The organism is Azospirillum sp. VT-I1, assembly GCF_055698305.1.
This window is the reverse complement of the sequence record NZ_CP168806.1, coordinates 51087-77557: the sequence shown is the minus strand read 5'-3', so window position 1 is coordinate 77557 and position 26471 is coordinate 51087. Positions and strand designations below refer to the sequence as shown.

At 68.7% G+C, this 26471-nt stretch carries 25 protein-coding genes and 2 pseudogenes; 15 read left to right on the top strand and 12 right to left on the bottom strand.

Translation table 11 applies throughout. The features are described from left to right. Nucleotides 1-81 precede the first annotated feature (81 nt). Both AB8P05_RS28920 and AB8P05_RS28915 read right to left on the bottom strand, forming a co-directional pair. Entirely contained in the window at nucleotides 82-1044 is a 963-nt protein-coding gene (locus AB8P05_RS28920; RefSeq protein WP_472761870.1) for a DMT family transporter, read from the bottom strand. Nucleotides 1045-1216: 172 nt separating this feature from the next. Continuing rightward, entirely contained in the window at nucleotides 1217-2056 is an 840-nt protein-coding gene (locus AB8P05_RS28915) for a 2-keto-4-pentenoate hydratase (RefSeq protein ID WP_472761869.1), read from the bottom strand. Between the two features lie 173 nt (nucleotides 2057-2229). Here AB8P05_RS28915 and AB8P05_RS28910 point away from each other — a divergent pair, with 173 nt between their 5' ends. Continuing rightward, nucleotides 2230-3534: an acetylornithine deacetylase/succinyl-diaminopimelate desuccinylase family protein gene (locus AB8P05_RS28910; RefSeq protein ID WP_472761868.1), complete on the top strand. Its 1305-nt coding sequence runs from the start codon at nucleotides 2230-2232 to the stop codon at nucleotides 3532-3534. A gap of 659 nt (nucleotides 3535-4193) precedes the next feature. Next, a complete protein-coding gene (locus AB8P05_RS28905) occupies nucleotides 4194-4577 on the top strand; it encodes a response regulator (RefSeq protein ID WP_472761867.1) in 384 nt (127 codons plus the stop codon). Between the two features lie 67 nt (nucleotides 4578-4644). Here AB8P05_RS28905 and AB8P05_RS28900 read toward each other — a convergent pair whose 3' ends face one another. The 5 genes from AB8P05_RS28900 to AB8P05_RS28880 all read right to left on the bottom strand — a co-directional run bounded on the left by AB8P05_RS28900 (nucleotide 4645) and on the right by AB8P05_RS28880 (nucleotide 11605). Next, complete coding sequence (locus AB8P05_RS28900; protein WP_472761866.1) at nucleotides 4645-7449, bottom strand: bifunctional diguanylate cyclase/phosphodiesterase; 2805 nt, start codon at nucleotides 7447-7449, stop codon at nucleotides 4645-4647. After that, nucleotides 7449-7955, bottom strand: a complete 507-nt coding sequence (locus AB8P05_RS28895; RefSeq protein ID WP_472761865.1) for a hypothetical protein — start codon at nucleotides 7953-7955, stop codon at nucleotides 7449-7451. Before AB8P05_RS28895 ends, AB8P05_RS28900 begins: the two co-directional genes overlap by 1 nt. A gap of 107 nt (nucleotides 7956-8062) precedes the next feature. After that, nucleotides 8063-9835: a methyl-accepting chemotaxis protein gene (locus tag AB8P05_RS28890; protein WP_472761864.1), complete on the bottom strand. Its 1773-nt coding sequence runs from the start codon at nucleotides 9833-9835 to the stop codon at nucleotides 8063-8065. A 219-nt stretch (nucleotides 9836-10054) separates the two neighbouring features. Beyond that, entirely contained in the window at nucleotides 10055-10966 is a 912-nt protein-coding gene (locus AB8P05_RS28885; RefSeq protein WP_472761863.1) for a ribose-phosphate diphosphokinase, read from the bottom strand. Between the two features lie 111 nt (nucleotides 10967-11077). Continuing rightward, nucleotides 11078-11605, bottom strand: coding sequence for a hypothetical protein (locus tag AB8P05_RS28880; protein ID WP_455175935.1), 528 nt, complete (start codon nucleotides 11603-11605; stop codon nucleotides 11078-11080). A gap of 187 nt (nucleotides 11606-11792) precedes the next feature. Here AB8P05_RS28880 and corA point away from each other — a divergent pair, with 187 nt between their 5' ends. Further along, nucleotides 11793-12752 (top strand): magnesium/cobalt transporter CorA, encoded by a 960-nt coding sequence (corA, locus tag AB8P05_RS28875; protein ID WP_472761862.1) that lies wholly within the window; start codon nucleotides 11793-11795, stop codon nucleotides 12750-12752. Between the two features lie 54 nt (nucleotides 12753-12806). After that, a complete protein-coding gene (locus AB8P05_RS28870; RefSeq protein ID WP_472761861.1) occupies nucleotides 12807-13217 on the top strand; it encodes a hypothetical protein in 411 nt (136 codons plus the stop codon). A gap of 27 nt (nucleotides 13218-13244) precedes the next feature. On the opposite strand, the gene AB8P05_RS28865 is transcribed toward AB8P05_RS28870, so the two are convergent. Both AB8P05_RS28865 and AB8P05_RS28860 read right to left on the bottom strand, forming a co-directional pair. Beyond that, nucleotides 13245-14069 (bottom strand): LysM peptidoglycan-binding domain-containing protein, encoded by an 825-nt coding sequence (locus AB8P05_RS28865; protein WP_472761860.1) that lies wholly within the window; start codon nucleotides 14067-14069, stop codon nucleotides 13245-13247. A gap of 412 nt (nucleotides 14070-14481) precedes the next feature. Then, complete coding sequence (locus AB8P05_RS28860; RefSeq protein ID WP_472761859.1) at nucleotides 14482-14697, bottom strand: hypothetical protein; 216 nt, start codon at nucleotides 14695-14697, stop codon at nucleotides 14482-14484. 143 nt (nucleotides 14698-14840) lie between these two features. Here AB8P05_RS28860 and AB8P05_RS28855 point away from each other — a divergent pair, with 143 nt between their 5' ends. The 7 genes and pseudogenes from AB8P05_RS28855 to AB8P05_RS28825 all read left to right on the top strand — a co-directional run bounded on the left by AB8P05_RS28855 (nucleotide 14841) and on the right by AB8P05_RS28825 (nucleotide 21063). Further along, nucleotides 14841-15425 carry an LOG family protein gene (locus AB8P05_RS28855; RefSeq protein WP_472761858.1) on the top strand — a complete coding sequence of 195 codons (585 nt, stop codon included), beginning with the start codon at nucleotides 14841-14843 and terminating at the stop codon, nucleotides 15423-15425. A 131-nt stretch (nucleotides 15426-15556) separates the two neighbouring features. After that, entirely contained in the window at nucleotides 15557-17062 is a 1506-nt protein-coding gene (locus AB8P05_RS28850; protein ID WP_472761857.1) for a replicative DNA helicase, read from the top strand. Between the two features lies 1 nt (nucleotide 17063). After that, nucleotides 17064-18184: pseudogene (gene alr, locus AB8P05_RS28845) on the top strand (alanine racemase). 243 nt (nucleotides 18185-18427) lie between these two features. Beyond that, a complete protein-coding gene (locus tag AB8P05_RS28840; RefSeq protein WP_455175926.1) occupies nucleotides 18428-19204 on the top strand; it encodes an MlaE family ABC transporter permease in 777 nt (258 codons plus the stop codon). 10 nt (nucleotides 19205-19214) lie between these two features. Beyond that, nucleotides 19215-19991: an ABC transporter ATP-binding protein gene (locus AB8P05_RS28835; RefSeq protein WP_472761856.1), complete on the top strand. Its 777-nt coding sequence runs from the start codon at nucleotides 19215-19217 to the stop codon at nucleotides 19989-19991. Nucleotides 19992-20066: 75 nt separating this feature from the next. After that, complete coding sequence (locus AB8P05_RS28830; RefSeq protein WP_472761855.1) at nucleotides 20067-20747, top strand: endonuclease III domain-containing protein; 681 nt, start codon at nucleotides 20067-20069, stop codon at nucleotides 20745-20747. Between the two features lie 85 nt (nucleotides 20748-20832). Then, the gene (locus AB8P05_RS28825; protein ID WP_063635920.1) at nucleotides 20833-21063 is read left to right on the top strand and encodes a DUF1178 family protein; all 231 of its coding nucleotides are present in this window, start codon (nucleotides 20833-20835) and stop codon (nucleotides 21061-21063) included. A gap of 145 nt (nucleotides 21064-21208) precedes the next feature. On the opposite strand, the gene AB8P05_RS28820 is transcribed toward AB8P05_RS28825, so the two are convergent. After that, nucleotides 21209-22162 carry a peptidoglycan-binding domain-containing protein gene (locus AB8P05_RS28820; protein ID WP_472761854.1) on the bottom strand — a complete coding sequence of 318 codons (954 nt, stop codon included), beginning with the start codon at nucleotides 22160-22162 and terminating at the stop codon, nucleotides 21209-21211. A 297-nt stretch (nucleotides 22163-22459) separates the two neighbouring features. Between AB8P05_RS28820 and AB8P05_RS28815 the strand changes: the two genes are divergently transcribed. After that, the gene (locus tag AB8P05_RS28815; protein WP_455175922.1) at nucleotides 22460-22681 is read left to right on the top strand and encodes a hypothetical protein; all 222 of its coding nucleotides are present in this window, start codon (nucleotides 22460-22462) and stop codon (nucleotides 22679-22681) included. Between the two features lie 19 nt (nucleotides 22682-22700). Here the strand turns inward: AB8P05_RS28815 and AB8P05_RS28810 are convergent, their stop codons facing one another. Further along, nucleotides 22701-23114, bottom strand: coding sequence for a hypothetical protein (locus AB8P05_RS28810; RefSeq protein ID WP_472761853.1), 414 nt, complete (start codon nucleotides 23112-23114; stop codon nucleotides 22701-22703). A 22-nt stretch (nucleotides 23115-23136) separates the two neighbouring features. Beyond that, nucleotides 23137-24593: pseudogene (locus tag AB8P05_RS28805) on the bottom strand (GH1 family beta-glucosidase). A 198-nt stretch (nucleotides 24594-24791) separates the two neighbouring features. Here AB8P05_RS28805 and AB8P05_RS28800 point away from each other — a divergent pair. The 3 genes from AB8P05_RS28800 (at nucleotide 24792) to AB8P05_RS28790 (ending at nucleotide 26465) form a co-directional block, all read left to right on the top strand. Continuing rightward, nucleotides 24792-24986: a twin transmembrane helix small protein gene (locus tag AB8P05_RS28800; RefSeq protein ID WP_472761852.1), complete on the top strand. Its 195-nt coding sequence runs from the start codon at nucleotides 24792-24794 to the stop codon at nucleotides 24984-24986. Nucleotides 24987-24994: 8 nt separating this feature from the next. Further along, a complete protein-coding gene (locus AB8P05_RS28795; RefSeq protein ID WP_455175919.1) occupies nucleotides 24995-25564 on the top strand; it encodes a cob(I)yrinic acid a,c-diamide adenosyltransferase in 570 nt (189 codons plus the stop codon). Between the two features lie 151 nt (nucleotides 25565-25715). Further along, on the top strand, nucleotides 25716-26465 hold the full coding sequence (locus AB8P05_RS28790; protein ID WP_472761851.1) for an electron transfer flavoprotein subunit beta/FixA family protein: 750 nt from the start codon (nucleotides 25716-25718) through the stop codon (nucleotides 26463-26465). Nucleotides 26466-26471 lie beyond the last annotated feature (6 nt).

Here is a 26471-nt window from a genome sequence, read left to right as displayed (position 1 = left end):
TCGTCCCTTCTCCCGATTTTTCTTGGAACAGGTGACGGCGGCGGAAAGCCCGTTATTCCGCCGATGGTCGAAAGAACGGCCTCAGGCGGTCTTCCACAGCGTGATGATCATGACGCCGGCCACCGTCAAGGCGGCACCGGCCAGCTGCAGCCAGCCCATCGGCTCCGCCAGCACCAGATAGCCGAAGACAGCGGCGGCCACCGGGCCGATGGCGCCGCTCAGCGCCACCAGATTGGGGCCGACCCGCCGCAGCGCCTCCGCCGTCATCAGCACCGGCAGCACGGTACAGACCACCGCCATCACCGCCGACAGCCCATAGACCGGCAGCGGCAGCTCCAGCGCCGACAGGGGCCGCAGCACGGCGAATTGCAGGATGCAGCACAGGCAGGCCGCCGTCATCGCATAGGCGGTGAAGCGCATGGAGCCGATCCGCTGCACCACCCGGCTGCTGCCGACCAGATAAACCGAATAGAGGAAGGCCCCCATAAAGACCAGCCCGGCCCCGGCCATGAAGTTGGGGTGGCCGGTCCCGACCTCCGACCACACCACCAGCGCCACGCCGGCATAGGAGACGACCAGCGCCACCACCTCGCGCAGGCCGATCCGCTTGCCGAGGAACATCGCCGACAGCAGGACGACGATGGTCGGGTAGAGGAACAGCAGCAGCCGCCCCATCCCGGCCGAGACGTAGCGCAGCCCCAGGAAATCGCAGAAGCTGGCGGCGTAGTAGCCGGTGACGCCGAGCCCGATGGTCAGAGCGAGGTCGCGCCCGGAAACCGGCGCGCGCTCTCCCTTCCGGGCGCCCGACCACAGTGCCATGCCGAGGAAGAAGGGCAGCGCGAAGACCATGCGCAGCATGATCAGCGTCACCGGATCGACATTGTAGCGGTAGGCCAGCTTGATGATGACCGGCCGCAGGGAGAAGGCCACCACCCCCGCGACGGCAAGACCGAGCCCGGCCAGAAGCTGGACCGGCGGCAGGACGGACGCCGCGGCGTCGCCGTCGGACGGCAGGCTGGCCTGGGGAGCGCTGGCTTGGGACAAGGGGATGGATCCGGCGACGGGAAAGGGAACGCCATTCAAGCATCCCCGCGCCCGTTTGGCTCGCCCGAAGGCGGTGGACGGCCATGCCGCCCGCCCCACCCTGGATTGCACCATCCGCGACGCTGACGGTTGAAGCGTCCGGACTGTCAGGCGGCGGGCGCCGCCGAGATGGTCAAGCGACGGACGTCGCCGCGACTGCGGTGCCGCTCATCGGGGCAAGGCCGGTGAAGGCGATCCGCGCCTGCTGGCCGATGGCGATGGAATGCACGCCGGTCAGGGCGCCGGTGGACACCCACTGCCCCGCCTTCAGCGGCCGGCCAAGGCGGACCGCCATGCTCAGCGCAACCGCCAGCGCCGCCGGGATGCCGCCCGGCAACTTGGCCGCGCTGCCGACCCCGACGCTCTGCCCGTCGATCAGCACCTCGGCCCGCAGGGCCTCGGCGCCTTCGACGCCGCCGACGATCTCCTCGCCGACGATCAGGCCGGCGTTGTTGCCGAAGACGGCGGTCGAGGCGGTCGGCCCCAGCTCGTTGACCGGGGCCAGCGGCCCGCCCGCCACCTCGACGGCGGCATGGACGGCGGCGATGAAGGCCGCGGCCTCCGCCGGGCTGTAGTCCAGCTTGTCGGCGGGGGCGTCGGCGGCGATGCGCACCGCGAACTCCGCCTCCACCGCGCCGAATCCGCCGGGGATCACCGGAAAGCTCAGCGCTCCGCCATCGGCCGCCGCGACCGTGCCGGCGAAGACCGGGCCGATGTAGCGCATGGCGCCCAGCGCTTCCTCCAGGGCCGGCGGCACCCGCGCCACTTTCCAGCCGGCGACCTCGTCGGGCCAGGCCGCGGTCGCCGTCGCCTGGATGGCGTAGGCGGTGGCGAGATCGGCCGGCAGCGGACCGGGGAACTCGGCGAGGCCGGTCGCGCTGCGGCGGGCGGCGACGAAGCGGGCGGCGGCCTCGGCGATCACCGGATCGGCCAGGGTCGGGGCGCTCAGCCCGATGGGGTGCATGACGGTCATGGCAGGGACTCTCCGCTGAGGGGTGCGGCGACTGTAGCCGCCCCGGCCGGTCCGGGAAAGTGCGCTGCACAAAACACAACCCGGCAACGCCACCTGGGCACTTCCCGAAAGGCGGGGTGGACGGACCATCCGCTTGGTACGACACTGGTGGCGTCCTTGCCGCGGGAGAGGCCATGCGCTCACACACCGACGCCGCAACCAGCCGGCTGTTCAGCCGCATCGAGGCGCGGCGCGACGATCTGGTCGCGCTGACCCGGGACTTGATCCGCATTCCCACCGTCAACCCGCCCGGCGACGTCTACACCGACTGCGCCGAGCTGATCGGCCGGCGGCTGGCGGCGCGCGGCTTCACGGTGGAGTATGTGCGGGCGGAGGGGGCGGCCGGCGACAGCGACCGCTACCCGCGCACCAACGTCGTCGCCCGCATCGAGGCGCCGCGGCCCGGCCCTTGCGTCCATTTCAACGGCCATATCGACGTGGTCCCTGCCGGCCAGGGCTGGACCGTCGATCCCTTCGGCGGGGTGGTGAAGGACGGCCGGGTCTATGGCCGCGGCGCCTGCGACATGAAGGGCGGCATCGCCGCCTCGATCGTCGCGGTCGAATCGCTGCTGGAGGAAGGGCTGCTGACCGCCGGCGCCCTGGAGATCTCCGGCACGGTGGACGAGGAATCGGGCGGTTACGGCGGCGTCGGGCATCTGGCGAAGCTCGGCTATTTCTCCCGGCCCAGGGTCGACCACGTCATCATTCCGGAGCCGCTGAACGTCGACCGCGTCTGCATCGGCCACCGCGGCGTCTGGTGGGCGGAGATCGAGACCAAGGGCCGTGTCGCCCATGGCTCCATGCCCTTCCTCGGCAACTGCGCGGTGCGCCACATGGGTGCGGTGCTGCACCGGATCGAGACCGAGCTGATCCCCCGCCTCGCCGCCAAGCGCACCGACATGCCGGTGGTGCCGGAAGGGGCGCGCCAGTCCACCATCAACATCAACGCCATCCATGGCGGCCAGCGCGAGGACCATGACGGCCTGCCGAGCCCGATGGTGCCCGACCGCTGCCGCATGGTCATCGACCGCCGCTACCTGATCGAGGAGGACCCCGAGGCGGTCCGCGGCGAGATCGTCGCCATCCTGGAGGATCTGCGCCGCAGCCGCCCCGGCTTCGACTACGAACTGCGCGAGGTGCTGGCCTTCCTGCCGACGATGACCGACGCCGACGCGCTGGTGGTGCGGGCGGTTGCCGCCGCCATCGAGACGGTGCTGGGCCGCCCGGCGCAGCATGTGGTTTCCCCCGGCACCTACGACCAGAAGCATGTGGTGCGCGTCGGCCAGCTGAAGGACTGCATCGCCTACGGCCCCGGCATCCTCGACCTCGCCCACCAGCCTGACGAGTGGGTCGGCATCGACGACATGGTGCAGTCGGCCCAGGTGATGGCGCTGGCAACGCTGGGGCTGCTGGGAGGAGACGATGGGTTGCGGTTCTGAACGCGCCCGCACTGCGGTCAGGGACGTGACATCGGCCATCGATCCGCCTGCCGGACAGTGAATGGAACTTCCCGCAGGCGGAGTTCCAAAACATCAGAGATAGGATTAAATGACCTCGATAGGTCGTCGATCATATTTCCGACGCATGTTGTTTCAAAATATTTACGCCGCGCTCGCCCTTCATTTTATGAAAATTGTTGAGTTTTACTCATTCCGACACATCACCGTTATGGAAATTCAGTTCAATATCAGCCTTACGCACTTGCGACCGGGAATGATGCGATTTCAAAACGGTCAAATTTGAAACGCACTACGGACGCTCTCTTCTCCTTTCCCTCTGATTCGATGCGGTTCATTTAACCGCCTCGGGCACAGATCCAGCGTCGCTTCACGAACGTATTCATACCGTCTGGCATGGAGAAACCGCGCGGGCGGCACCATCCATCGGCATTAGGACACATGGCCTATAACGTGGCGGTTGGATCATGCGGATGCTGTCGAGAGAATGCGAGTCTTTGTTCCCGGAGAAGCCAGAACTGATTGGATGCAAAATCTATCAAGAGAATAATTATGATCCTTAAACAATCAATTTGAATTCAATTTCACCTCACTCACACCGTTACGCAAAATCAGGCGAGGGAACCTTGATTAGCAATGCTTTGACCGACCTGACCATCCTGATCGTCGAAGACGAGCCTTTGATCGCAATGAGTTTGGAAGATGTGCTGAGCGACCAGGGCGCCATCTGCCTTGGCCCCGTCGGCTCGATCGACAGCGCTCTGAAAATCATCGCAACAAACCGCTTTGACATTGCGCTGCTCGACATCAACCTGCGAGGCCAGACCATCGATCCCGTTGCAGACCGTCTGGCCGCCGCGGGCATTCCGTTCATTTTCACCACTGGTCATGGTGAGGATGGACTGCCCAAATCGCACCGCCACCGTCCGGTGATTGCGAAGCCCTACAGCGACAAGGCCGTGATCGACACGCTGTTGCAATGCCGAACGGACTGCGGCCCGACTTCAGCGGACTTCCCAGGATAACGGGTGTCCGCTCCCGGTCGCTCCGGTCGAATCGATACCCCTTCGATGACAGATCCCGCTGCGGCCGTCACTCCACCGCCACCACATGGGCAGCACCCTGCCGGTCCAGCAGCCGCTCCACATCCTCGGCCGGGACCGGGCGGCTGAACAGGAAGCCCTGGTAGCTTTCGCAGGCGAGATCGCGCAGAAGCTGCAGCTGTTCCTGCGTCTCCACCCCCTCGGCGATGACCGACAGGCCCAGGCTGCGGCCCAGCCCGACGATGGCGCGCGGGACGGAGGCGTCGCTGGCGCCGGTCGACAGGTCGTGGATGAAGGACCGGTCGATCTTCAGCTTGTCGATCGGCAGCCGGTGCAGGTAGCTGAGGCTGGAATAGCCGGTGCCGAAATCATCCAGCGCGATCAGCACGCCGCGCTGCTTCAACGCCCCCAGCGTCGCCGCCGCCGATTCGACGTCGTCGATCAGGGTGCTTTCGGTCACCTCGATCTCCAGCTCCGGCCCGCTCAGGCCGTTGGCGTCCAGCGCGCGGGCGACCTTGGCCGGCAGCTGTCCGTCACGGAACTGGGCGCCGGAGACGTTGACCGCCACCGGGATCGACAGGTCGAAGCGGGAGCGCCAGCGGCGGATCTGGGCGCAGGCTTCGAACAGCACCCAGTCGCCCATCGCCAGCACCAGCCCGGTCTCCTCCGCCACCGGCAGGAAGCGGCCGGGCAGGATCAGCCCCTCCTCCGGGTGACGCCAGCGGATCAGCGCTTCCAGCCCGACGATGCGGCCGGTCAGGGTATCGACCTGCGGCTGGTAGACCAGGAACAGCTGGCCCTCGCGGATGGCGTTGCGCAGGTTGCCCTCCAGGTCCATGCGCTCGCGCGATCTGGCGCCCATCTCCTTGGTGACGAAGCGGAAGCCGTTCCGGCCATTTTCTTTGGCGTGGTACATGGCGATGTCGGCGCAGCGGATCAGCCCTTCCGGGTCGTCGGCGTCGTCGGGATACAGGCTGATGCCGATGCTGGGCGTCACGACGAAGTTCTGACCGCCGACGGCGAAGGGGCTGGCCAGATGCGCCACCACCTTCTCGGCAACCCGCGCCGCATCCTCCGGCTCGTTCACGCGGCGCAGCACGATCAGGAACTCGTCGCCGCCCAGCCGCCCGACCGTGTCCGATTCCCGCAGCCCGGCCTGCAGCCGCCGCGCCACCGACCGCAGCACCTCGTCGCCGAAGCTGTGGCCAAGGCTGTCGTTGATGACCTTGAAGCGGTCGAGGTCGATGAACAGCACCGCCACCTTGCCGCCCTCGCGCCGCGCCTCGCGCAGGGCCTGGGCGATGCGGTCGAACAGCAGGACCCGGTTGGGCAGGCCGGTCAGCGCGTCGAAATGCGCCAGATACTGGATATGCTGCTCCGCCCGGCGCTTCTCGCCGATGTCCTCGACGAAGGCCAGGACGAATTTCAGCTCTCCCGCCAGGGTGACGGGCTGGAAATGCAGGCTGAAATGGCTGCGCCGCCCGCCGAGCACCAGCGGCTGGTCCGATTCGAGCTTGCCGCTTTCCCCCTGCAGCGCCGCTTCCAGCGCGAAGACGGACGCCTGGTCACCGAAACGCAGCCGGACATCGGCGCCCAGCAGCTCCTCCCGCACCAGCCCCGCGGCGGCGGCGAAGGCCGGATTGCAGTCCATCAGGAGCCCGTCGGTGCCGACCAGCGCGATCCCCAGCGGCGCCTGGGTGAACAGCTGCTGCCGTTCCGCCTCCTGCAGGCGCAGCGAGGCCGTGATCTCCCCGGCCAGCTCCACCGCGCGGGAATGGGTCGCCAGCATCATGCGCAGGATCAGCGACAGGGCGATGCTCAGCGCGATCCCGCCGGCCAGCACCGCACCCGGCACCCATTCATGCGCGGTCAGCACCCCATCGGGCAGACTGTCGTAGCGCACGGTCCAGACCCGTCCGCCGACCGGCAGTTCCCGCATCAGGCGGATGGCGGACGTACCCTCCGGCGGGCGGTGGCTGCGGTAGAGCGGGAACTCCGCCTCGGCCGGCGGCACGTCGTAGATCTCGATCCCGGTGTCCGGCCTCCGTCCGTCGACCAGCCCGTCCACCAGCGGACCGATCCGCACCGGGACCAGCACCACGCCGGTGAAGGAGGCCCGCCGCGCCTCCAGCGACGGCGGCAGCGGATCGCCGCGATAGGTCGCCTGATAGAGGATGAAGGCGGGCTTCGCCCCCGCCGCCTCGTCGATCTTCAGCGTGACCGCGCGGGTGGCGGCGGGCTCGCCGCTGTCGCGCGCCCGCTCGATGGTGGACCGCCGCGTCGCCTCCGACATCATGTCGAAGCCGATGGCCCGCACATTCGCCTGGTCGACCGGCGCGGTGAAGATGTTGACCACCCGCTCCGCCCCGGCGCTCTCGGGCCAGATGCGGAAATCCGTCAGGCCGGCGGCCCGCATCGCCGCCACCAGTTCGCCGGACTTGGCCGCGGGCACGGCGCGGGCATAGGCGACGGAGATGATGCCGGGATAGCGCTGCGGCATGTCCAGCGCCTCGACGAAGCGGCTCCACTGCGTCCAGTGCAGGTCGGGGAAGGTCATCACCAGCGACGCGGCGCTGCGGGCGACCTGCTGGTAGACCTGCAGCCGGTCCGCCAGCTGGCCGTGGATCTCCTCGACCCGCGCGGCGAAGCGGTGCTCCTCCTCGCTGGTCAGCAGGCGGTCGGACTGGAGCGTCGCCAGCGCGGACAGTCCGCAGCCGGCAATCAAAGCCAGAACGGGGACGGCGCCCGGCAAGGGAAGATTGCGCAGAAGGCGACGGAAGAAGGGTTCCTGGCGCGAGGCCGGCGGACGGTCCGCAGAGTGGTCGGCTGCGGGATCGGCTGCCGGTTCCGCCATCAGAACTCCTCTAGGATCTTGGGGCTGGTCAGCAGCAGCGTTTCGATCATGCCCAGGATCTGCTCGATCTTCGTGCGGGTCGCGTCGAGTTCGTCGGCGGTCTTGTCGTCGATGCCCGCCTCCATCAGCATGGTGTCGAAAGTGTGCAGGGTCTCGTTGAAGGCCTTCTGCTCCGCCACCAGCACGTCGAAGGCGCCCAGCGAGGAGGTCAGCGCCAGCGGCGGGTCGCTGACGAAGGAATGGCTGATGTCGGTGAAGATGGCGATGGCGCTCAGCTTCTGCCTGAGCACCCATTGCGGGAAGTTCGGCGGCAGCTCGGTCCCGGCGGCCTCCAGCCTTTCCTGGATCGAGAAGATCAGCCCCTGGATATCCAGGTAGGCCGCCCGGATCTCGCGGAATCGCGGAAAGGTCTTGGGCTTTCCGGCGGCGCGCAGCCGACCCAGGGCGGCGATGTCTTCGGTCAGCTTCCGGGACATCCGAAGCACGACGTCCGTCACCTTCGACATCACACCCCTCCGCTCAACGGCCCGCCCTCGCGCATCCTTGCCGGGCCGTCTTCGCCGCCCCGCCTATATCGGCCAGCCTACACCAGAACCTTCCCCGATCGTTAGTATTACCGATGGGGCCGGTCAGAAGCCGACCGCGGCGGCCGGGGTCGGGCCGTTCTCCAGCCCGGCCTTGTCGAGGGTATCGAGCAGGGCGATGACGTCCCGGGATGCGCTCTCCACCTCCGCCACCTCGGCCAGGGCGCGCTCCATGTCGCCGTCCAAATAGGCGCGGGCGGCGGCCTTGCCGTGGTCGTGGACCAGCCGGTGAGGGCCTCCAGCCGGGCGAAGGCGGAATGGGCGCGGTAGGCCATCGACGAGGGGCCGTAATACCATTTGCCCAGCCGGCAGGCCTCGTGGCTCGCCAGCTCCTCCGGACGCAGGGTCTCCAGCCCGACCAGCATGTCGGCCAGCCGCTTCTTCCAGATGACGTGGTCGACCTTGGCGATCTTCACAATCTTGCCGGGGATGTCCTGCTCCATCAGCTGGGTCAGCTGGTTGCCCAGAAGGGTCTCAACGCCGCGGGTCGCCTTGACGCTGCGCAGGATGGCGGCGCTGTTGGACGCGCTGCTCTCGGCGATGCGGGCGGTTCCGGAGGCCACCTGGTTGGCGGCGGCGGACTGCTGGGTCAGGATGCTGGCGATGTCGGACATGCGCTGTTCGGTGCGGCCGATATGGTCGCCGATGTCGGCCATGCGTTCGCTGACCTCGCGGATCGCCTGCTGGCCGGCGGCGACGGCGCGGGTGCCGTCCTCCATCGACGCGACGATGGCGCCCATCTCCGCCTTCAGCGCGTCGATGCGCAGGCGGATGTCCTCGGTCGCGCGGGCGGTCTGGTTGGACAGGTTCTTCACCTCGCTGGCCACCACGGCAAAGCCCTTGCCGGCCTCCCCCGCCCGCGCCGCCTCGATGGTCGCGTTCAGCGCCAGCAGGTTGGTCTGCTTGGCGATCGCCTCGATGGTGGAGACGATCTCCGCGATGCGTTCGGAGGCGACCGACAGCTCGCCCACCCGCGTCGCCGCCCCTTCGACCGCCGTGGCGATCTGTTCCATGCGGGCAACCGCCTGCTGCACGGTGTGGCCGCCGTCGGCGGTCACCGACCGCGCCTCCCCGGCCAGCGCCGCGACGTCGCGGCTGCGCGCCCAGATCTCCTGGATGCCGGTCACCGTCTCCTCGGTCGCGGCGGCGATGCCCTGGGATTCATGGTCGACCGCGCGCAGCTGCCCCACCATCTGGGCGTTGGCGACCGCCGATTCGTTGATGGCCATCGCCACCTCGATGGTGCGGTCCATCAGCGCCGAGGCGAAGCCGCCCAGCGCCTGTCCGCAACCGGCCCCGCCGGCCGTTCCGGCCGCAGAGAGGCCGTAGCCCGCGAGCGTCCGGTCCATGTCGAAGGCCACGGCGCGGGCCACCGCCGCCACCGCCCGCCGCGCCATGGCCGGACGCCAGCGCAGCGCCCCCTGCACCAGGGCCAGCAGGTCGCTCAGCACCACGCCGTAGGCGCCGATGTACCAGGACGGCTCCAGCCCGATGCGCAGATGCGCCTCCCCGGCCGCCCGGCAGCGCGCCTCGTGCGCCGGCGAGCCGGCATCCTGGAACATCAGGCGCCAATGCTCGGCCTGCTGCCGCTTCAGCCGGGTCAGGTCGCCATGGGCGTCCAGCAGCGCCCGGGTCTCCGGCCAGCGCGACAGGTGGGCATAGAACCGCTCGGACAGGTCCGGCAGGCTGCGGTCAATCAGCCGGCCCATGCTCGCCAGCAGGCCGCGTTCCTCCGCCTCCAGCCCGAAGAAGCCCGCATCCGCACCCGGAACCCGCCCGCCAACCGCCCCGCCAACCGCCATGTCGCCCATCCACGATGATGATGCGGCATACGCACAGTAAGCGCCAAGCCGCCATGTCCTCGGCGACAGTTATATGACAATTGTCGCAAAGCGCAACCCAGAGCCGGCCCTTACCGATCAAAGGAACGGCAAAAGGCTGCGCATAATGGTCGCACCTGCCCGCAAATCAGGCATCCTTGCGAAACCGAACCGATTACCAGGATACTGTTGCGGGAACGATCATTTGTCTACGAATGACTGGACGGCGTCTGCGATCAGGCCGCCGAGGGACAGGGCATTCGACGGGTGGGGCACACCATCGCAGGACAGCGGGCGGCCCAGCCCCTCCGCCTCGAAGCGTCCCGCGACCGTCTCGTTGAACAGGGCATGGACGCCGTACACCTGCACCCTGTCGGCCCCCAGCACCCGCGCCGCCCGCGCGCAGGAGAAGATCGTCTCGCCGGAACTGATGACGTCGTCGACGATCACCACCGGGCGTCCATGGAACGGTGCGTCGGGCGGCAGCGCCACCGTCACGTCACGGTCGCCGCGCCGCTCCTTGCGCCCGACCACCCCGGTCAGGCCGAGCGGGCCGGCCACCGCCTCCACCAGCGGGGCGGACTCCTCGTCGGGGCCGACGATCACCGTGCCGGGCGCCACGCCGGCGGCGCGCAGATGGTCGGCGATGGGGGCCGCCCCGCTCAGCGCGATGGAGGGACGGCCGACGAACACCTCGTCCAGCGTGTGGGTGCGGTGCAGGTGCGGCTCGACGCAGACGAACCGGTCGAAGCAGCGGCCGAGCCATTCCCCGACCACCGTCTGGCTCACCGGCTCGCCCGGCCGGAAGATGGCGTCCTGGCGCATGTAGGCCATGTAGGGCGCCACCAGGCAGAGGTCGGTCGCCCCCTGGCGCCGCAGCACCGACGCGGCGAGCGTCAGCTCCACCAGCTTGTCGTTCGGGCGGTCGAGCGAGCGGTAGACGATGGCGCGCTCGACCGGCTCGGGCAGGCGGACGAGGCTCTCGCCGTCGGGAAAGCGGTGCAACTCGGCGATGTGGCAGGGGATGTCCAGCGCCTGGGCCAGCCGGTGCGCCGAGTCCGCCGACTCCGGAAACCCGTAGACCGCCGTGTATCTGCCCGTATTGCGGGGCATGCCCCATCTCCCTCTACCACCTTGGATGCGGGCAAGCTTGGCGCAGGCGGCATGGGCGGGTCAATGATGGCAAAAGGCGGACGCTGCGGCCCCTTGCCCCGTCTTGTCGGCCTATGCCCTGGTGGTTCCGTCTTCGTCCCCTCGCTTGTCGTCCTCGGCCTCGTCCGCTTCCGAAACGGCGGGATCGACATAGATGCTTTCCGCCTTGCGCGCCAGCCACTGGAAGGCGCCCAGCCCGACCACCAGCAGCGTGACCACCCCCAGCAGCATCACCGGATAGACGATGGCGGAGATCTCGCTGGTGCGCGCCTCGAACACCAGGACGAGGCCCTCCAGGCTGGCGGCGATGATGATGGTTGTCAGGAACTTGGTCAGGGTGCGGCGGGCCTCGTCGGCGCGACGCAGCTCGCGTTCGCGGACGATCTCCTCCTCGTAGAGGTACTTGGCGATCTCGAAGACGGCGATGGCCAGCACGATCATCCCGACCCCTTCCAGCATGGCGGAGGTCAGCGCATGACTGTCCAGCGCCACCATCCCCTCCACGACGGTCAGGGCGGACAGGCCGATGAACAGCAGGGCGAACAGGCTGAGCGTCACCGCCGCCAGCAGATACATGCCGCGCGCCGCCGTTTGGAACATCGTGCTTCCCCTTCGCGATCCGAAACTGGTCCTTGGCAATGACAACGCGCGGAACGCCCGGCCGGCGCCATCGGCACCGTCGACGCTGCCGGGGAACCTCTTTAGAGTGCCGCCACTCCGCCGCCCGAAGTCCGGTTTTCCGAACCATGACACTGCCGCCCTCCCCGTTCCCACCCACGATCCCGTCATGGCCAGCGCCGCCTATTGCGACGGCCGGCGCATCGCCGACGTGCCGGTCGCGGAGGCGGGAGCCTGGGCGGCGAAGGACGGCCACTTTGTTTGGATCGGGCTGTGGGAACCGGACGAGGCGCTGCTGATGGAGGTGAAGCGCCAGTTCGGCCTGCACGAGCTGGCGGTGGAGGACGCGCTGCACGCCCACCAGCGCCCGAAGGTGGAGGTCTATGGCGACAGCCTGTTCATGGTCCTGCGCACCGCCCGGCTGGAACAGGGGGTGCTGGTGCTGGGCGAAACCCATGTCTTCGCCGGGCGCGGCTATGTCGTCACCGTCCGTCACGGCGCGTCGAGCAGCTATTCGCCGGTGCGCGCGCGGGCCGAAAGCGCCCCGCATCTGCTGAAGCACGGCGAGGACTTCGTCGTCTACACGGTGATGGACTATGTGGTGGACTGCTACGCCCCGGTCCTTGACCAGATGGCGGCGATGGTGGAGGAGCTGGACGCCCTGCTGATCGCCCGCCCGCCCGGCACGGCGGAGATCGAGCGCATCCACCAGCTGCGCCGCGACCTGGAGCGGCTGCGCCGCAACGCCTCGCCCCTGCTGGAGGTCTGCTCGCGGCTGGAGCGCTTCGACCTGCCGATGATCGATCCGGCGATCCGCCCCTATTACCGCGACGTGCAGGACCATGTGATCCGCGTCAACGAACAGATCGGCTCGCTGCGCGAGGTGCTGTCCTTCGCCTTCGAAACCAGTATGATCCTGGCCGCCGCAAGGCAGAATGACGTGACGCGCAAGCTGGCCGCCTGGGCCGCCATCCTCGCCGTACCGACGGCCATCGCCGGCCTCTACGGCATGAACTTCGAGCATATGCCGGAGCTTCACTGGCGCTACGGCTACCCGGCGGTGCTTGCCGTGATCGCCGCCGTCTGTGCCGGCCTGTACATCCGCTTCCGGCGGACGGGCTGGCTCTGACGTGGCCGCGGCGGGCTGACCTCCGGACTTGTGTGTTTTTGGGAAGCCAGGACGATGACCGACGCAAAGAACACGCTGCACGCCCTGCTGGACGCCTATCTGCGCTGCCCGGTGGACGCCGCGCGGAGCGAGCTGGAACAGGCGCTCCGCAGTTATCAGACCGACTGGATCCGCGCCCATGCCGGGTCCGGGGCCGACGCCACGCCCCTGCCTGCGGCCGCCACCGCCGCCGCGGTGAAGCCGGCGGTGTCCAAGCCGCGCTTCCCCATCGCGTCGGCCGACCTGGAGGTGCTGAAGCGCCTCGCCGACGGCTGGCCCGGCACCACCGCCGAGGTGGCGCGCTGGGCCTGGTTCGAGAACCGGGAACTGGTGGCGCTGGAGACCAATCCGGCCGGCGAGGGGCCGGAAATGCTGCGCCTGACCCCGCTGGGCTGGGCCGCCATCGGCCGCCTGCCGCCGGACTGAGCCGGCGGCCGGCTCTCGGTTCACAGATCAGTTCACCTGCGGCAGCGAGAAGATCTGGCCGGGATAGATCAGGTCCGGGTCGCGGATCTGTTCGCGGTTGGCGGTGTAGATGGTGGTGTAGAGCATGCCGTCGCCATAGGTGCGGCGGGCCAGCCGCCACAGGCTGTTTCCGGGCTGGACGACGATGCTGCGCCCGTCGGTTGCCCCGGCAGGCATGGCGGAGACCTGGACCGGCAGTTCGGCCCGCGCCACCACCTTGCCGGACTGCGTGACCTGATCGGCGCGCAGGGTGTAGAGGCCGGGATCGATCAGCTTTTCCGGGATCAGGCGCCAGCCGCCCTTGGGATCGGTGTGGGCGCGGCCGACCAGGATATTGTCGAGATAGAGCTGCACCGCGCTGTTGGGCGCCGCCCGCCCGCCCAAGGCAACGCGGCCGGCGGGATCATAGTCCATCGTCTCCACCGACATGCCGCCCGGCGGCGGAGGCGCGCCGTTGGCGGGAACCGGCGGCGCCTGCAGAACCGAGCTGCCGCCCATCGACGCCGGGGCGCCGGCCAGCCCGTCGCGCGGAACCGCCACGGCCACAGCAGTGGTCTGCGAGGCCGAGTCGGCCGCAGTGGCCTGCGTCGTGGCGGCCGGTTCGGGCACCATCACCACGACCACCTTGTCGGCGGGCACCGGCGCGTCGGCCCCGGGGCGGGCCTCCGTCAGGTTCAATTCGCGCGTGCCGGGGGCCAGCGGCTTGTCGGGCAGCATCACCCATTCGCCGCGCTGGTCGGCCTTGGCGGTGGCGACGGGCGCGCCGCCGTCGGTGACCGTCACCTGCGATCCGGGTGCGGCGCGGCCGGCCATCACAGTCGCCCCGTCCGGCGCCACCCGCACCACGTCGAAGCTGGGCGCCGCCGGAGCGGGTGCAGGAACTGCCGCCGCTTTCGCGGGGGCCGCCGGCTGGACCGCCGCGGGAGAGGCAGGAGCCGCAGGAGCGGACGCCGCGGGAGGCACTGCCGGAGCCGCTGCCGGAACCGGCGCCTGCCCGGGCCCCCCGGCCGGCCACAGGGCAACCGCCGTGGCCCCCCGATCAGAGCCACGCCCAAAACTGCGAACAACGCGTTTCGTTTCACCTGAGCACCCATCCGGCGGCCCGCCACCACGGCAGGATGAGCAACTATAGCAGAAGGACAGGCGCCAAAAGAATGGCGCCGTTGGAACCTTTCCATCGGCCAAACGGCATCGATTGCCCCCTAAGATCACGATTTGGCGGCATTCACTGCTTCGCCGGCATGATCTCCAGATAGGCGGCGATGTCGGCGCGGTCATCGGCTATCGGTCCGGCCTTCAGTGTGGATGTGCTGTTTTCCACGACCTCGCCCGAGGCGCCGCCGACGACGGCGCCGGCGTTGTCCGCCGACATGCCGAACAGCGCGAACATCAGACCGGCGACGGATGCCGCCGCAAGGACATTGACGACGCGGTTGCTCATGTGGTCCCTCCCGATGATGCCCTGGTATAACGGTGCCTGTGCCGCGGTTGACGCGCCGCCCTCTCCGATATTCCATGGCTTTCACCGGATTGTTTACGCCCCGCCCGCCGGTGGGCGGTGGTGGCGAGAAAGGTTGACCCGCGATGAAGAGCCTGTCGTCCGTCTGCGTCTATTGCGGTGCATCCAGCCGCGTCGCCGATGTCCACAAGGAAGCCGCCCATGCGCTGGGCGACGGGCTGGCCCGCCGCGGCATCCGCATGGTCTATGGCGGCGGCCGGGTCGGACTGATGGGCATCGCCGCCGACGCCGCCATCGCCGCCGGCGGCGAGGTGATCGGCATCATCCCAGAACACATCCAGTCGGCGGAGGTCGAGCATACCGGCCTGACCGAGCTGCATGTCGTCGACAGCATGCACACCCGCAAGCGCATGATGGTGGAGCGCGCCGACGCCTTCGTCATCCTGCCGGGCGGGCTCGGCACGCTGGACGAGGCGTTCGAGATCCTGACCTGGAAGCAGCTGCAGCTGCACGACAAGCCGATCGTCATCGCCGACGTCGACGGCTATTGGCGCCCGTTGCTCGGCCTGATCGACCACATGGTCGCCCAGGGATTCGCCCGCATCGACCGCTCCGCCCTCTACAGCGTCGCCGACCATGTCGACGCGGTGTTCGAGGCGCTGGAGGTGGCGCCCGCCCCCGCCCACCCGACGCAGCCGAAGAAGCTCTGAGCCGGAACCGGGCCTTCCCGCGGTTTTCCCCAGACTTCCCAGCCTGTGGATAACTTCTGTGCACAGCTTTTGTGGAGGGTCCCCCACCCTTCACCGAGCGTTCCCGTTATGTTTCTGCTATTGTGTCCTTCATGAGCAACCAGACCTCATCGCTGTTCGATCCCCGCCCTTCATCCGCGGTCAAGCCGACGGCGGAATACCGCACGCCCCCCAACAACGAGGAGGCGGAGCAGGCGCTGCTGGGCGCGATCCTGGTCAACAACAAGGCCTACGAGAAGGTCGGCGAGTTCCTGCGGCCGGAGCATTTCTACGACCCGGCCCACCAGCGCATCTTCGCCGCCATCACCAAGATGATCGACCGCGGCCAGATCGCGAACCCGGTCACGCTAAAGTCGCTGTTCGACAACGACCCCGAACTGGCGGTGGAAGGCGGCAGCGCCTATCTGGCCGAGCTGGCGGCCAACGTCGTGACGGTGGTCAACGCCGCCGATTACGGCAAGACCATCCACGACCTGTTCATCCGCCGGCAGCTGATCGAGGTCGGCACCGACATGGTGAACGAGGCGTACCGCCACGACCTCGACATCACGGCGCTGGACCAGATCGGCGAGGCGGAAAAGCAGCTGTTCGACCTCGCCTCCACCGGCGACGTGCAGGGCGGCTTCGTGGCGTTCGGCGAGTCGGTCAAGCATGCCATCGCGACGGCGGAGGTGGCCTTCCGCCGCTCCAGCCACGTCACCGGCGTCACCACCGGCCTGATCGACATCGACCGCAAGCTGGGCGGCCTGCACCCCTCGGACCTCATCATCCTCGCCGGCCGCCCGTCGATGGGCAAGACGGCGCTCGCCACCAACATCGCCTTCAACGCTGCCAAGGCGCACATGCGCTCCTCCGGCCAGGAAGGCGGCGTGGTCGGTTTCTTCTCTCTCGAAATGTCGGCGGAACAGCTGGCCACCCGTATCCTCGCCGACGAGGTGCAGGTGCCCGGCGACAAGATCCGCCGCGGCGAGATCCGCGACACCGACTTCCCCAAATTCGTCCAGGCCAGCCAGGATCTGGCGCGCTGCCCCTTCTATGTCGACGACACGCCGGCCCTGTCGGTCGCCGCGGTGCGCACCCGCTGCCGCCGGCTGAAGCGCACGTCGGGCCTCAGCATGGTGGTGGTCGACTATCTCCAGCTTCTGCGCGGGTCGTCCTCGCGCGGGTCGGAGAACCGGGTGCAGGAAATCTCGGAGATCACCCGCGGCCTGAAGGCCATCGCCAAGGAGCTGGACGTGCCGGTGGTTGCGCTGTCGCAGCTGAGCCGCGCGGTGGAGCTTCGCGAGGACAAGCGTCCGCAGCTGGCCGACCTTCGCGAATCCGGCTCGATCGAGCAGGACGCCGACGTCGTGATGTTCGTCTTCCGCGAACAGTATTATCTTGAGCGCGCCGAGCCTTCCCGCCGGCCCGACGAGAGCGACGACAAGTTCAACGACCGTTATCAGCGCTGGCAGCAGCGCCTGGGCGAGGTGCACAACACCGCCGAGGTCATCATCGCCAAGCAGCGCCACGGTCCGATCGGCACCGTCCGTCTCTACTTCGACGGCCAGTTCACCAAGTTCGGCGACCTCGACCAACGTCATCAGGACGACGAATAAAGTGCTTTCCTCCGACCCCGCTTCCCGCGCCGGCGCCATCCTCACCGTGGATCTCGGCGCGGTGGTCGCCAACTGGACCCAGCTGCGCGACCGCGTCGCCCCGGCGGAATGCTCCGCCGTGGTCAAGGCCGACGCCTATGGTCTGGGCGTTGCCCGCGTCGTTCCGGCCCTGGCCGCCGCCGGCTGCCGGACCTTCGTCGTCGCCCAGTTCGAGGAGGCGCTGGCCGTCCGCCGCGCGCTGGAGCCGGTCGCTCCGGAGGCGCAGGTCTTCTCGCTGGGCGGCCTGCCGGCGGGCTGCGAAGGGGACTTCCTCGCCGCCCGCATCCTGCCGGTGCTGAACCATCTGGGCGAGATCGCGGCGTGGCGGGCCTTCACCGCCTCGCGGGGGAGGTTCTGCCGGCGGTGATCCACATCGACACCGGTATGAACCGCCTGGGCCTCGGCCCCGACGAGCTGGACGATCTCGCCGCCCATCCGGAATGGCTGGAGGGCATCGACGTCCGCTATTGGATGACCCATCTCGCCTGCGCCGACGAGTTCGACAGCCCGATGACCGGGGAGCAGCTCGACCGCTTCCGCGCGGCGCTGGCGCGGCTGCCCAAGGCGAAGGCCAGCTTCGCCAATTCGTCGGGCATCTTCCACGGCAAGGACCATCATTTCGACCTCGCCCGGCCGGGCTGCGCGCTCTACGGCGTCAACCCGACGCCGCACCTGCCCAACCCGATGCGGGGCACGGTGCGTCTGGACGCCCGCCTGCTGCAGGTCCGCAACTGCGCGGTTCCGATGACCGTCGGCTACGGTGCCGCCCACAAGGTCGCCGGCCCGGCGCGGATTGCCACCATCGGCGTCGGCTATGCCGACGGCTATCTGCGGTCGCTGAGCGGCAAGGGGCACGTCTTCGTCGACGGCGTCGCCGCCCCCATCGTCGGCCGCATCTCCATGGACCTCATCACCATCGACGTCACCGGCCTGCCGGAATCGGTTGCGCAGCCGGGCCAGATGGTCGAGCTGATCGGCCCCAGCCGCCCGGTCGATCAGGTTGCGGCGGAGGGCGGGACCATCGGCTATGAGGTTCTGACCTCGCTCGGCCGGCGCTATCACCGGGTTTACGTCGGCGGGTGATCCCGATCCCCTCTCCCCCCGGGGAGAGGGTCAGGGTGAGGGGGATGCGTGGCGAGGATTCCCGCGAAGGTATGCGGTGCATCCCCCTCACCCTCCCCACTTCGTGGGTCCCCTCCCTCTCCCGGGGCGGGAGAGGGCGAAGGGTCGCCCCACCATTGCAAAGTCCAAGGATGACCGCGGCGCTCATCGGTGCTATGACCGCAGCGCCCAAACGAGATTCAAACCAAGGATGCGGGCCGACTGATGGGTTTCCTCGCCGCCACCGGCCGGGCCTTCCTGATCTTCCTGGAAGCGACCGGACGCCTTGCCCTGTTCACCGGGTCAGCCCTGTCGCACTGCGTGCGCCCGCCGCTCTATCCGCGGCAGATCCTGCGCCAGATGATCGACATCGGCTATTATTCGCTGCCGGTGGTCGGGCTGACGGCGCTGTTCACGGGCATGGTGCTGGCCCTGCAGAGCTATAGCGGCTTCTCCCGCTTCCAGGCGGAGGGCGCCATCGCCACCGTCGTCGTGCTGTCGGTGACGCGCGAGCTGGGGCCGGTGCTGGCCGGCCTGATGGTCGCGGGCCGCATCGGCGCCGCCATGGCGGCGGAGATCGGCACCATGCGGGTGACCGAGCAGATCGACGCGCTGTCCACCCTTTCCACCAACCCGTTCAAGTATCTGGTGGCTCCGCGCCTGATCGCCGGCCTGACCATGCTGCCGCTGCTGGTCATCGTCGCCGACATCATCGGCGTGTTCGGCGGCTTCCTGGTCGGCGTCTACCGGCTGGACTTCAACGCCGCCAGCTACATCAACCGCACCTGGGAGTTCCTGCAGCCGGTCGACGTGATCTCCGGCCTGGTCAAGGCGGCGATCTTCGGCTTCCTGATCGCGCTGATGGGCTGCTACCACGGTTACCATTCCAAGGGCGGCGCCCAGGGCGTGGGTGCGGCCACCACCAACGCGGTGGTGTCGGCCTCCATCCTGATCCTGGTGTGGAACTATCTCATCACCGGCCTCTTCTTCTCGACCAAGTGAGCGCCATCGCATGACCACCGTCCCGAAGATCGCGCTCAAAGGCGTCTACAAGCATTTCGGCACGAAGAAGGTGCTGAACGGCATCGACCTGGAGGTCGCGAAGGGCGAGTCGCTGGTGGTCATCGGCGGGTCGGGCACCGGCAAGTCGGTGATGCTGAAGAGCATCCTCGGCCTGCTGACGCCGGATTCCGGCTCGATCCAGGTCGACGGCGTCGAGACGACCCGCCTGCGCTCGCGCGAGCGGGAGAAGATGCTGCACAAGTTCGGCATGCTGTTCCAGGGTGCCGCCCTGTTCGACAGCCTGAAGGTCTGGGAGAACGTCGCCTTCGGCCTGATCCAGGGCGCCCACATGCCCCGCGCCCAGGCCAAGGAGATCGCGGTCGCCAAGCTGGGCGCGGTCGGCCTGACCCCCGACGTGGCGGAGCTGTCGCCGTCGGAGCTGTCGGGCGGCATGCAGAAGCGCGTCGGCCTTGCCCGCGCCATCGCCGACGAGCCGGAGATCATCTTCTTCGACGAGCCGACGACCGGCCTCGACCCGATCATGGCCGACGTCATCAACGAGCTGATCGTGCAGTGCGTGAAGGACCTCGGCGCCACCGCGGTCACCATCACCCACGACATGGCGTCGGCCCGCAAGATCGCCGACCGCATCGCCATGATCTACCAGGGCCGCATCATCTGGACCGGCCACGCCCGCGACATCGACAATTCGGGCAACGCCTATGTCGACCAGTTCGTCCATGGCCGGGCGGAAGGGCCGATCAAGATGCAGATCAAGGCGCTCTAAAGGGAACAATCGCGGGGACTTGCCGGTTGACGAACGGGGTGCCGCAGCAGCCCGTTCCCCGGAGGTGGTTCTCCCGTGAGTTTGCAGTCCGCGACCTCCCACGCCTTCGACATCGATGAAGCCTTCCGCCGCCTGCGGATCGCGGTCGCCCCCTACCCCAAGGCGGCAATGTTCGAGCTGCGCGACCGCGGCTATGCCAGCCCCTTCCAGCAGCTGGTCGCCAGCCTGATCTCCGCCCGAACTCGGGACGAGACGAGCCTGACGGTCGCCGAACGGCTTTTCGCCGTCGCAGACACTCCCGCCGCCATGGCCGCCCTGCCGGAGGAGCGGCTGGTGGAACTGCTGCACGGCGCCACCTTCCCGGAACCCAAGGCGCGCGACATCCGCGAGCTGTCCCGCCGCATCGTCGAGGAGCATGGCGGCGAGGTGCCGGACACGCCCGACGGGCTGATGCGCTTCCGCGGGGTCGGTCCGAAAATCGCGGCGCTGACGCTGGCGGTCGGCTTCGACATCCCGGCGCTGGCGGTCGACATCCACGTCCACCGCGTCACCAACCGTTGGGGCTATGTGTCGGCGCGCACGCCGGAAAAGACCATGGCGGCGCTGCTGACGGTGCTTCCCAAACGCTATTGGGTGGAGATCAACGAGCGGCTGGTGCCCTTCGGCAAATGGATCTGCACCGGCGAGCGGCCGCGCTGCTCCACCTGCCCGCTGCTGTCGATGTGCGCCCGCGTGGGCGTCATCGAGTCGCGCTGAGGGCCGGCGATTGATGCAGATCCTGGCGGGGCGGCCGAGGCTTGGCTAGAAGAGCGGCCGAAACCCCGCTTTTCGAGGCTTTGCGATGATCGTCTACGCCCTGCACTGCGCCTGCGGCCACGATTTCGACCAGTGGTTCGACAATATGGCCGATTACGATGCCAAGAAGGCCGCCGGCATCCCCTGCCCGTCCTGCGGCGGCACCGAGGTCGCCAAGGCCATCATGGCCCCGCGCGTCGGCAAGTCCCAGCCCGCGCCGGCCCCCGCCTGCGCCCCCGGCGGCTGCGGCGGAGGCGGCTGTCCGATGATGATGTGAGGCAGGAGCGGAAAGGGTTGCCCCCACCCTCCCACGGCTCCGCCGCGGGTCCCTCCCTCCCCTCTTCGAGGGAGAGGGATAGATTTGCAACGTGGCGGCAGTCCCCTCTCCCTCGAAGAGGGGAGGGTTAGGGAGGGGGCAGCGCTCAGCGCCGCCGCGCCTCTGCCGTCAGCCGGGGTTCGATGGTCAGTTCCTCCCGGCGGCGCGGGCTGCCGAAGCTCGGCTCCACGCGCGACTCGCGCGGCCGGTCGTCGCCGGCCGGCGCCCGGCTGAGCGGGTCGACGCCGCGTCCGCTGCGCCACCAGGCAAAGCCGACGCCGCCCAGCGTCACTGCAAGCAGCCCGGCGACGCCGGCGCGCGCGGCGTTCGACTGCCAGACCGACGTGCCGCCGCCAACCGCCGCCGGTTCCTCCAGCGCAGCCGGCTTGCCGTCCGGCGTCGTCGCGGAAACGGCTCCCCGGGGAGCAGCCTGCGGAACCGGCCCTTCGGAGGCGCCGGCCGAGGGACGCGGCGCACTCTGGGGTGCCGCACCGGACGCCACCGCAGCGGGAGCGGCCGCCGGCACCGAGGGGCGCGGAGCCGCCGCCGGCGCGTGGCCGGCGGCCGTGGAGGATGACGTGGAGGATGACGGGCTGGACGGCGCCGACACCGGCGCGCCGCCGAACTGGGCCATGCCGCCGACGCTCTCGTTGCCGGATTCGACCCGGCCGGTGGGGGCGGCGCGCGGCGCCACTTCCTTCTCGTGGCGGGTCTGGCCGACCTGGCTCTTGGACAGGCTGCCCATGGTGGGGGCGGCCTTCTTCTCGCGCTCGCCCATCATCTTGTTGATGGTGGCCTGGTCGAGGTTGCCGGTGGCCGGCAGCCCGACGGATTTCTGATAGGCGCTGAGCGAGGAACGGGTCTCCGGCGTCATCTGGCCCTTGGCCCGGCCGCCGATGTTGTAGCCCTTGTCCTTCAGGAAGGTCTGCGCCCACTGGATATCGGCCGTCGATGCCTCCGCCCGTGCCGAACCGGGCGTCCCCACCGCGAGAACCGACACCACCACCGCCACAGCCGCCACCGCGGCGCCACCACGCACCCGCCGCGAAATCCCAGACATCGCCTTATCCCTCCGTCCGTGACGCCAGACCGATTTCAGAGCCACGACACTTCCCCGCGAATCGGGGACCTGGATCGTGTTACCAGATTGCGACGCTTTTCCGGCGGCGATTTTTGTGCGTCTGCGTTGTCCGCCGCGCAGCGTTGCCGAAAAGGCGCGTTCCCGGAAATGGTGTGCGAAAATGGATCGGAAAAGGCCGGACGTGGTAGCGTCAATTCGGGGGCAGCAATGGAGCATAGAGGCGCCATGACCGGGTTCGGGAACGCATTTCCTTGGGGCGGGCCGGCGATCGCAGCCATGCTCCTACTGTCGGGCTGCAGCAGCCCGCCGGCCTACCGCGAGTGGACCGCCAGCCCCGACGTGCCGACCATCGCCTATGACGAGTGCACCGAGCAGGTGGACCACACCATGCGCCTGCGCGGCTATCCCCTGCGCCCGCTGCCGGAAACGCCGCAATACGGCTACCGCAAGGAGATCTTCGCCCTGTGCATGCGCCGCAAGGGCTACGCGACGGAGTGAAGCGTCAGCGCCCGCCCCTTCATCTCCCACCAGCGAAATGCAGGTAGGCCAGGGCACCGGCCAGCGTGCCGATCAGGATCACCGCCAGATAGACCCGCAGCGGCAATGCCACCGGCTCCGCCGCCTTGCGCCTGTCGGCCGTCCGGCGGGGAGCCGCTGAAACCGGCTTCGGCACCGGGCGCGCCCGTCCACCCCTGGTGGGGTCGTACAGCTCGATCAGCGTCCAGTTGAACTCCATGCCCTCATAGGCGGAGTCGGCGTTGTAGTCGAGCTGGATCAGCCGGAAATAGGCCCGCGGGTTGATGCCCACCATCTGGTCGAAGCGTGCCTTGGCATGGGCAAGCTCCTCTCCCACCTCCAGCGTCTTCCATCCCTTGCCGCGCGCCTTCTGGATGGCAAATCGGGTCGGCTGGGGCGGGCGCGGGGTCGGCATGGGCCGCAGTCTATCGCCGCACTCAGCGCAGCGGAACCGCGTTGTTGCGGATGACCGAGGCGTACCAGTCGTAGCTGGCCTTCGGCTTGCGCTCCATCGTCTTGCGGTCGACCTGGACCAGTCCGAACTTGCGGCGGTAGCCCTCCGCCCATTCGAAATTGTCCAGCAGCGTCCAAGCCATATAGCCCTTCAGGTTGCAGCCCTCGTCGATCGCCTTGGCCGCGGCCAGCAGATGGTCGCGCAGATAGGCGATGCGGTCGCGGTCCTCCACCCGGCCGTTCGGGCCGACGGTGTCGGGATAATCGGCGCCGTTCTCCGCCACATAGACGGGCGGGTTGCCGTATTTCTCCTGCAGCTCGGCCAGGATCTCGGTCAGCCCGTCCGGCTCCACCGGCCAGTCCATGCCGGTCTTGCGCGTCCCTTCGGGCGCCGAGCCGTAGCCGGTGCCGAACAGCCCCTGCGGATCAGGCTGCTGGTGCATGCGGCTGTAATAGTTGATGCCTAGGAAGTCGACCGGCTGCTTGATGCGCTCCAGGTCGCCAGGCTTGGCGATGCGGGTGAACTCGGCCTCCAGCTGCGCCGGGAATCGGCCCTTGAACAGCGGGTCCAGGCAGGAGCGGTTCCACACCGCGTCCCACATCAGCGACGCCGGATAGTTCGAATCGAGTCCCCCCACCGGCCAGGACGGCTGCAGCGACAGCACGGTGCCGAGCTGCCAGTTCTTTCCGCCCACCTGCCGCAGCGCGGCCAGCGCCGTTCCCTGGGCGAGGTTCTGGTGGTGGATCGCCTTCAGGCAGTTGTCGCGGCCGGTCAGCCCCGGCGCATGGCCGCCGGTGCCGTGGCCGAAGATGGCGACCACCGACGGCTCGTTCAGCATCACCCAATGCTTGGCGCGGTCGCCCAGCCGGGCGGTGACCGCCAGCGCATAATCGGCGAACCAGCCGGCGATGTCGCGGTTGGTCCAGCCGCCCCGGTCCTGCAGGGCCTGGGGCAGGTCCCAATGGAACAGGCAGGGCCAGGGCTGGATGCCCTTCGCCAGCAGCGCGTCGGTCAGCCGGTCGTAGAAGTCGAGTCCCTTCGGATTCACCGCCCCGGTGCCCTGCGGCATCACCCGCGGCCAGGCGATGGAGAAGCGGTAGGCCTTCATCCCGGCCCGCGCCATCAGTTCCACATCCTCGGGCATCCGGTGGTAATGGTCGCAGGCGACGTCGCCGGTGTCGCCGTTGGCGATCGCCCGTAGGAATGGCTGAAGGTATCCCAGACGCTGGGACCGCGCCCGTCCTCCGCCACCGCCCCTTCGATCTGGTAACTGGAGGTGGAGACTCCCCACAGGAACCCGTCGGGGAAGGCAACCGACCTGGGGGCGACATCCGGGGCCGCCTGCACGCTCTCGCGGGTCAGTGCCGCCATCGCGCCGGTGCCGGCCGCCGCGGCCGCCGTCACCTTCAGGGCCGTCTTCAGGAAACTCCGCCGCCGCATTCCCGCCTCTCCGCTCCGCCACCCGACCGGGCCTTGGCCGTTGCCATGGCCGCCCGTCGCAGCGCACTGTATGCAGTCCAACGGCTTTGGCAACCGGGTGATAACCCGCAGCGGCGATTCTTCCGGGGGACCGCATCCACGACATCGCATTGACGAGCAGCCATAGGCGCGGGGCGAATCGCGGTCTATATTGGCGCCATGCACGATCTCTTCCCCATCCTGATGGTCCTGGCGATGCTGGCCGTGGTCGGCTCGCTGTTCGTCGGCCTCTTCTTCATGGCCCGCGGCGGCAAGGGCGACCCGCGCCGCTCCAACAAGGCGATGCGCCTGCGCGTGATCCTGCAGGGTGCCGCATTGCTGCTGTTCGTCATCGCCATCCTGATCAAAGGCTGACGGTTCCCATGGTAAAGCTGACCAAGATCTACACGCGCGGCGGCGACGCCGGCGAAACCTCGCTCGGCGACGGCAGCCGGGTGCCGAAGCACGACCGCCGCGTCGCCGCCTACGGCACGGTGGACGAGGCGAACGCCGTCATCGGCATGGCGCGCCTCCACACCCATGACTGGCCGGAAGCCGACGCGATGCTCGGCCGCATCCAGAACGACCTGTTCGACCTGGGCGCCGACCTCTGCACGCCGGAGGAGGAGGCGCCGAAATACCCGCCGCTGCGCATCGTCCAGGCCCAGGTCGACCGGCTGGAGGCGGAGATCGACGCGATGAACGCCGGTCTGGCGCCGCTGACCTCCTTCATCCTGCCCGGCGGCTCTCCCGCCGCGGCCCACCTGCATCTGGCGCGCACCGTGGTGCGCCGGGCGGAGCGGCTGATGACCGATCTGGCGCGCCACGAACCGGTGACGCATGCGGCGCTGAAATACGTCAACCGGCTGTCGGACCACCTGTTCGTCCTGAGCCGGGTGGTGAACCGCAACGGGGCGGACGACGTTCTGTGGGTTCCCGGCGCGAACCGCTGAGGAAGAGCCGCGGAATCCGGCGAAAGCCGCCGCCCGCGCGTCGGGCGCGTCATTGACAGTGGTAATGCCAGATCCTATGGTCCGTTCGCAACCACAGCAATTTTCGCGGTGTTCGCCGTAATGGGCGCGCGCTCAGCAGCCAGGGTGAGTTATGAAAGTCCTCGTCCCCGTTAAGCGAGTGGTCGACTACAACGTGAAGATCCGCGTCAAGGCGGATGGCAGCGGCGTCGAGACCGCCAACGTGAAGATGAGCATGAACCCCTTCGACGAGATCGCCGTCGAAGAGGCGGTGCGCCTGAAGGAGGCCGGCAAGGCGACCGAGATCGTCGTCGTGTCCGTCGGCCCGACCCAGGCGCAGGAGACCCTGCGCACCGCTCTCGCCATGGGTGCCGACCGCGCCATCCTGGTGCAGACCGACGTGACCACCGAACCGCTGGCCGTCGCCAAGGTGCTGAAGGCCCTGGTCGAGAAGGAGGCCCCCGGCCTCGTCATCCTCGGCAAGCAGGCGATCGACGACGACTGCAACCAGACCGGCCAGATGCTGGCGGCACTGCTCGGCTGGGGCCAGGGCACCTTCGCCTCGAAGGTCGTCGCCGGCGACGGCACGGTCGCGGTCACCCGCGAGATCGACGGCGGCCTGGAGACGGTGGAGCTGAAGCTGCCGGCGGTGGTCACGGCCGACCTGCGCCTCAACGAGCCGCGCTATGCGTCGCTGCCCAACATCATGAAGGCGAAGAAGAAGCCGCTGGAGACCGTCACCCCGGACAGCCTGGGCGTCGATGTCGCCCCGCGCCTGACCACGCTGAAGGTCGCCGAGCCGCCGAAGCGTCAGGCCGGCATCAAGGTGCCGGACGTCGCCACGCTGGTCGACAAGCTCAAGAACGAAGCGCGCGTGATCTGAGGGGGA

What these genes read in the sequence shown, in the direction of transcription:
- AB8P05_RS28860 (WP_472761859.1), bottom strand. Translation starts at nt 14,697, where the DNA reads ATGAGCAACCGCGTCGTCAATGTCCTTGCGGCGGCATCCGTCGCCGGT.
- AB8P05_RS28850 (WP_472761857.1), top strand. Translation starts at nt 15,557, where the DNA reads ATGAGCAACCAGACCTCATCGCTGTTCGATCCCCGCCCTTCATCCGCG.
- AB8P05_RS28865 (WP_472761860.1), bottom strand. Translation starts at nt 14,069, where the DNA reads ATGGCCGGCCGCGCCGCACCCGGATCGCAGGTGACGGTCACCGACGGC.
- AB8P05_RS28915 (WP_472761869.1), bottom strand. Translation starts at nt 2,056, where the DNA reads ATGACCGTCATGCACCCCATCGGGCTGAGCGCCCCGACCCTGGCCGAT.
- AB8P05_RS28815 (WP_455175922.1), top strand. Translation starts at nt 22,460, where the DNA reads ATGCTCCTACTGTCGGGCTGCAGCAGCCCGCCGGCCTACCGCGAGTGG.
- AB8P05_RS28790 (WP_472761851.1), top strand. Translation starts at nt 25,716, where the DNA reads ATGAAAGTCCTCGTCCCCGTTAAGCGAGTGGTCGACTACAACGTGAAG.
- AB8P05_RS28885 (WP_472761863.1), bottom strand. Translation starts at nt 10,966, where the DNA reads ATGCCCCGCAATACGGGCAGATACACGGCGGTCTACGGGTTTCCGGAG.
- AB8P05_RS28870 (WP_472761861.1), top strand. Translation starts at nt 12,807, where the DNA reads ATGACCGACGCAAAGAACACGCTGCACGCCCTGCTGGACGCCTATCTG.
- AB8P05_RS28840 (WP_455175926.1), top strand. Translation starts at nt 18,428, where the DNA reads ATGGGTTTCCTCGCCGCCACCGGCCGGGCCTTCCTGATCTTCCTGGAA.
- AB8P05_RS28855 (WP_472761858.1), top strand. Translation starts at nt 14,841, where the DNA reads ATGAAGAGCCTGTCGTCCGTCTGCGTCTATTGCGGTGCATCCAGCCGC.
- AB8P05_RS28825 (WP_063635920.1), top strand. Translation starts at nt 20,833, where the DNA reads ATGATCGTCTACGCCCTGCACTGCGCCTGCGGCCACGATTTCGACCAG.
- AB8P05_RS28880 (WP_455175935.1), bottom strand. Translation starts at nt 11,605, where the DNA reads ATGTTCCAAACGGCGGCGCGCGGCATGTATCTGCTGGCGGCGGTGACG.
- AB8P05_RS28835 (WP_472761856.1), top strand. Translation starts at nt 19,215, where the DNA reads ATGACCACCGTCCCGAAGATCGCGCTCAAAGGCGTCTACAAGCATTTC.
- AB8P05_RS28810 (WP_472761853.1), bottom strand. Translation starts at nt 23,114, where the DNA reads ATGCCGACCCCGCGCCCGCCCCAGCCGACCCGATTTGCCATCCAGAAG.
- corA (WP_472761862.1), top strand. Translation starts at nt 11,793, where the DNA reads ATGGCCAGCGCCGCCTATTGCGACGGCCGGCGCATCGCCGACGTGCCG.
- AB8P05_RS28900 (WP_472761866.1), bottom strand. Translation starts at nt 7,449, where the DNA reads ATGGCGGAACCGGCAGCCGATCCCGCAGCCGACCACTCTGCGGACCGT.
- AB8P05_RS28890 (WP_472761864.1), bottom strand. Translation starts at nt 9,835, where the DNA reads ATGGCGGTTGGCGGGGCGGTTGGCGGGCGGGTTCCGGGTGCGGATGCG.
- AB8P05_RS28800 (WP_472761852.1), top strand. Translation starts at nt 24,792, where the DNA reads ATGCACGATCTCTTCCCCATCCTGATGGTCCTGGCGATGCTGGCCGTG.
- AB8P05_RS28895 (WP_472761865.1), bottom strand. Translation starts at nt 7,955, where the DNA reads ATGTCGAAGGTGACGGACGTCGTGCTTCGGATGTCCCGGAAGCTGACC.
- AB8P05_RS28910 (WP_472761868.1), top strand. Translation starts at nt 2,230, where the DNA reads ATGCGCTCACACACCGACGCCGCAACCAGCCGGCTGTTCAGCCGCATC.
- AB8P05_RS28795 (WP_455175919.1), top strand. Translation starts at nt 24,995, where the DNA reads ATGGTAAAGCTGACCAAGATCTACACGCGCGGCGGCGACGCCGGCGAA.
- AB8P05_RS28820 (WP_472761854.1), bottom strand. Translation starts at nt 22,162, where the DNA reads ATGTCTGGGATTTCGCGGCGGGTGCGTGGTGGCGCCGCGGTGGCGGCT.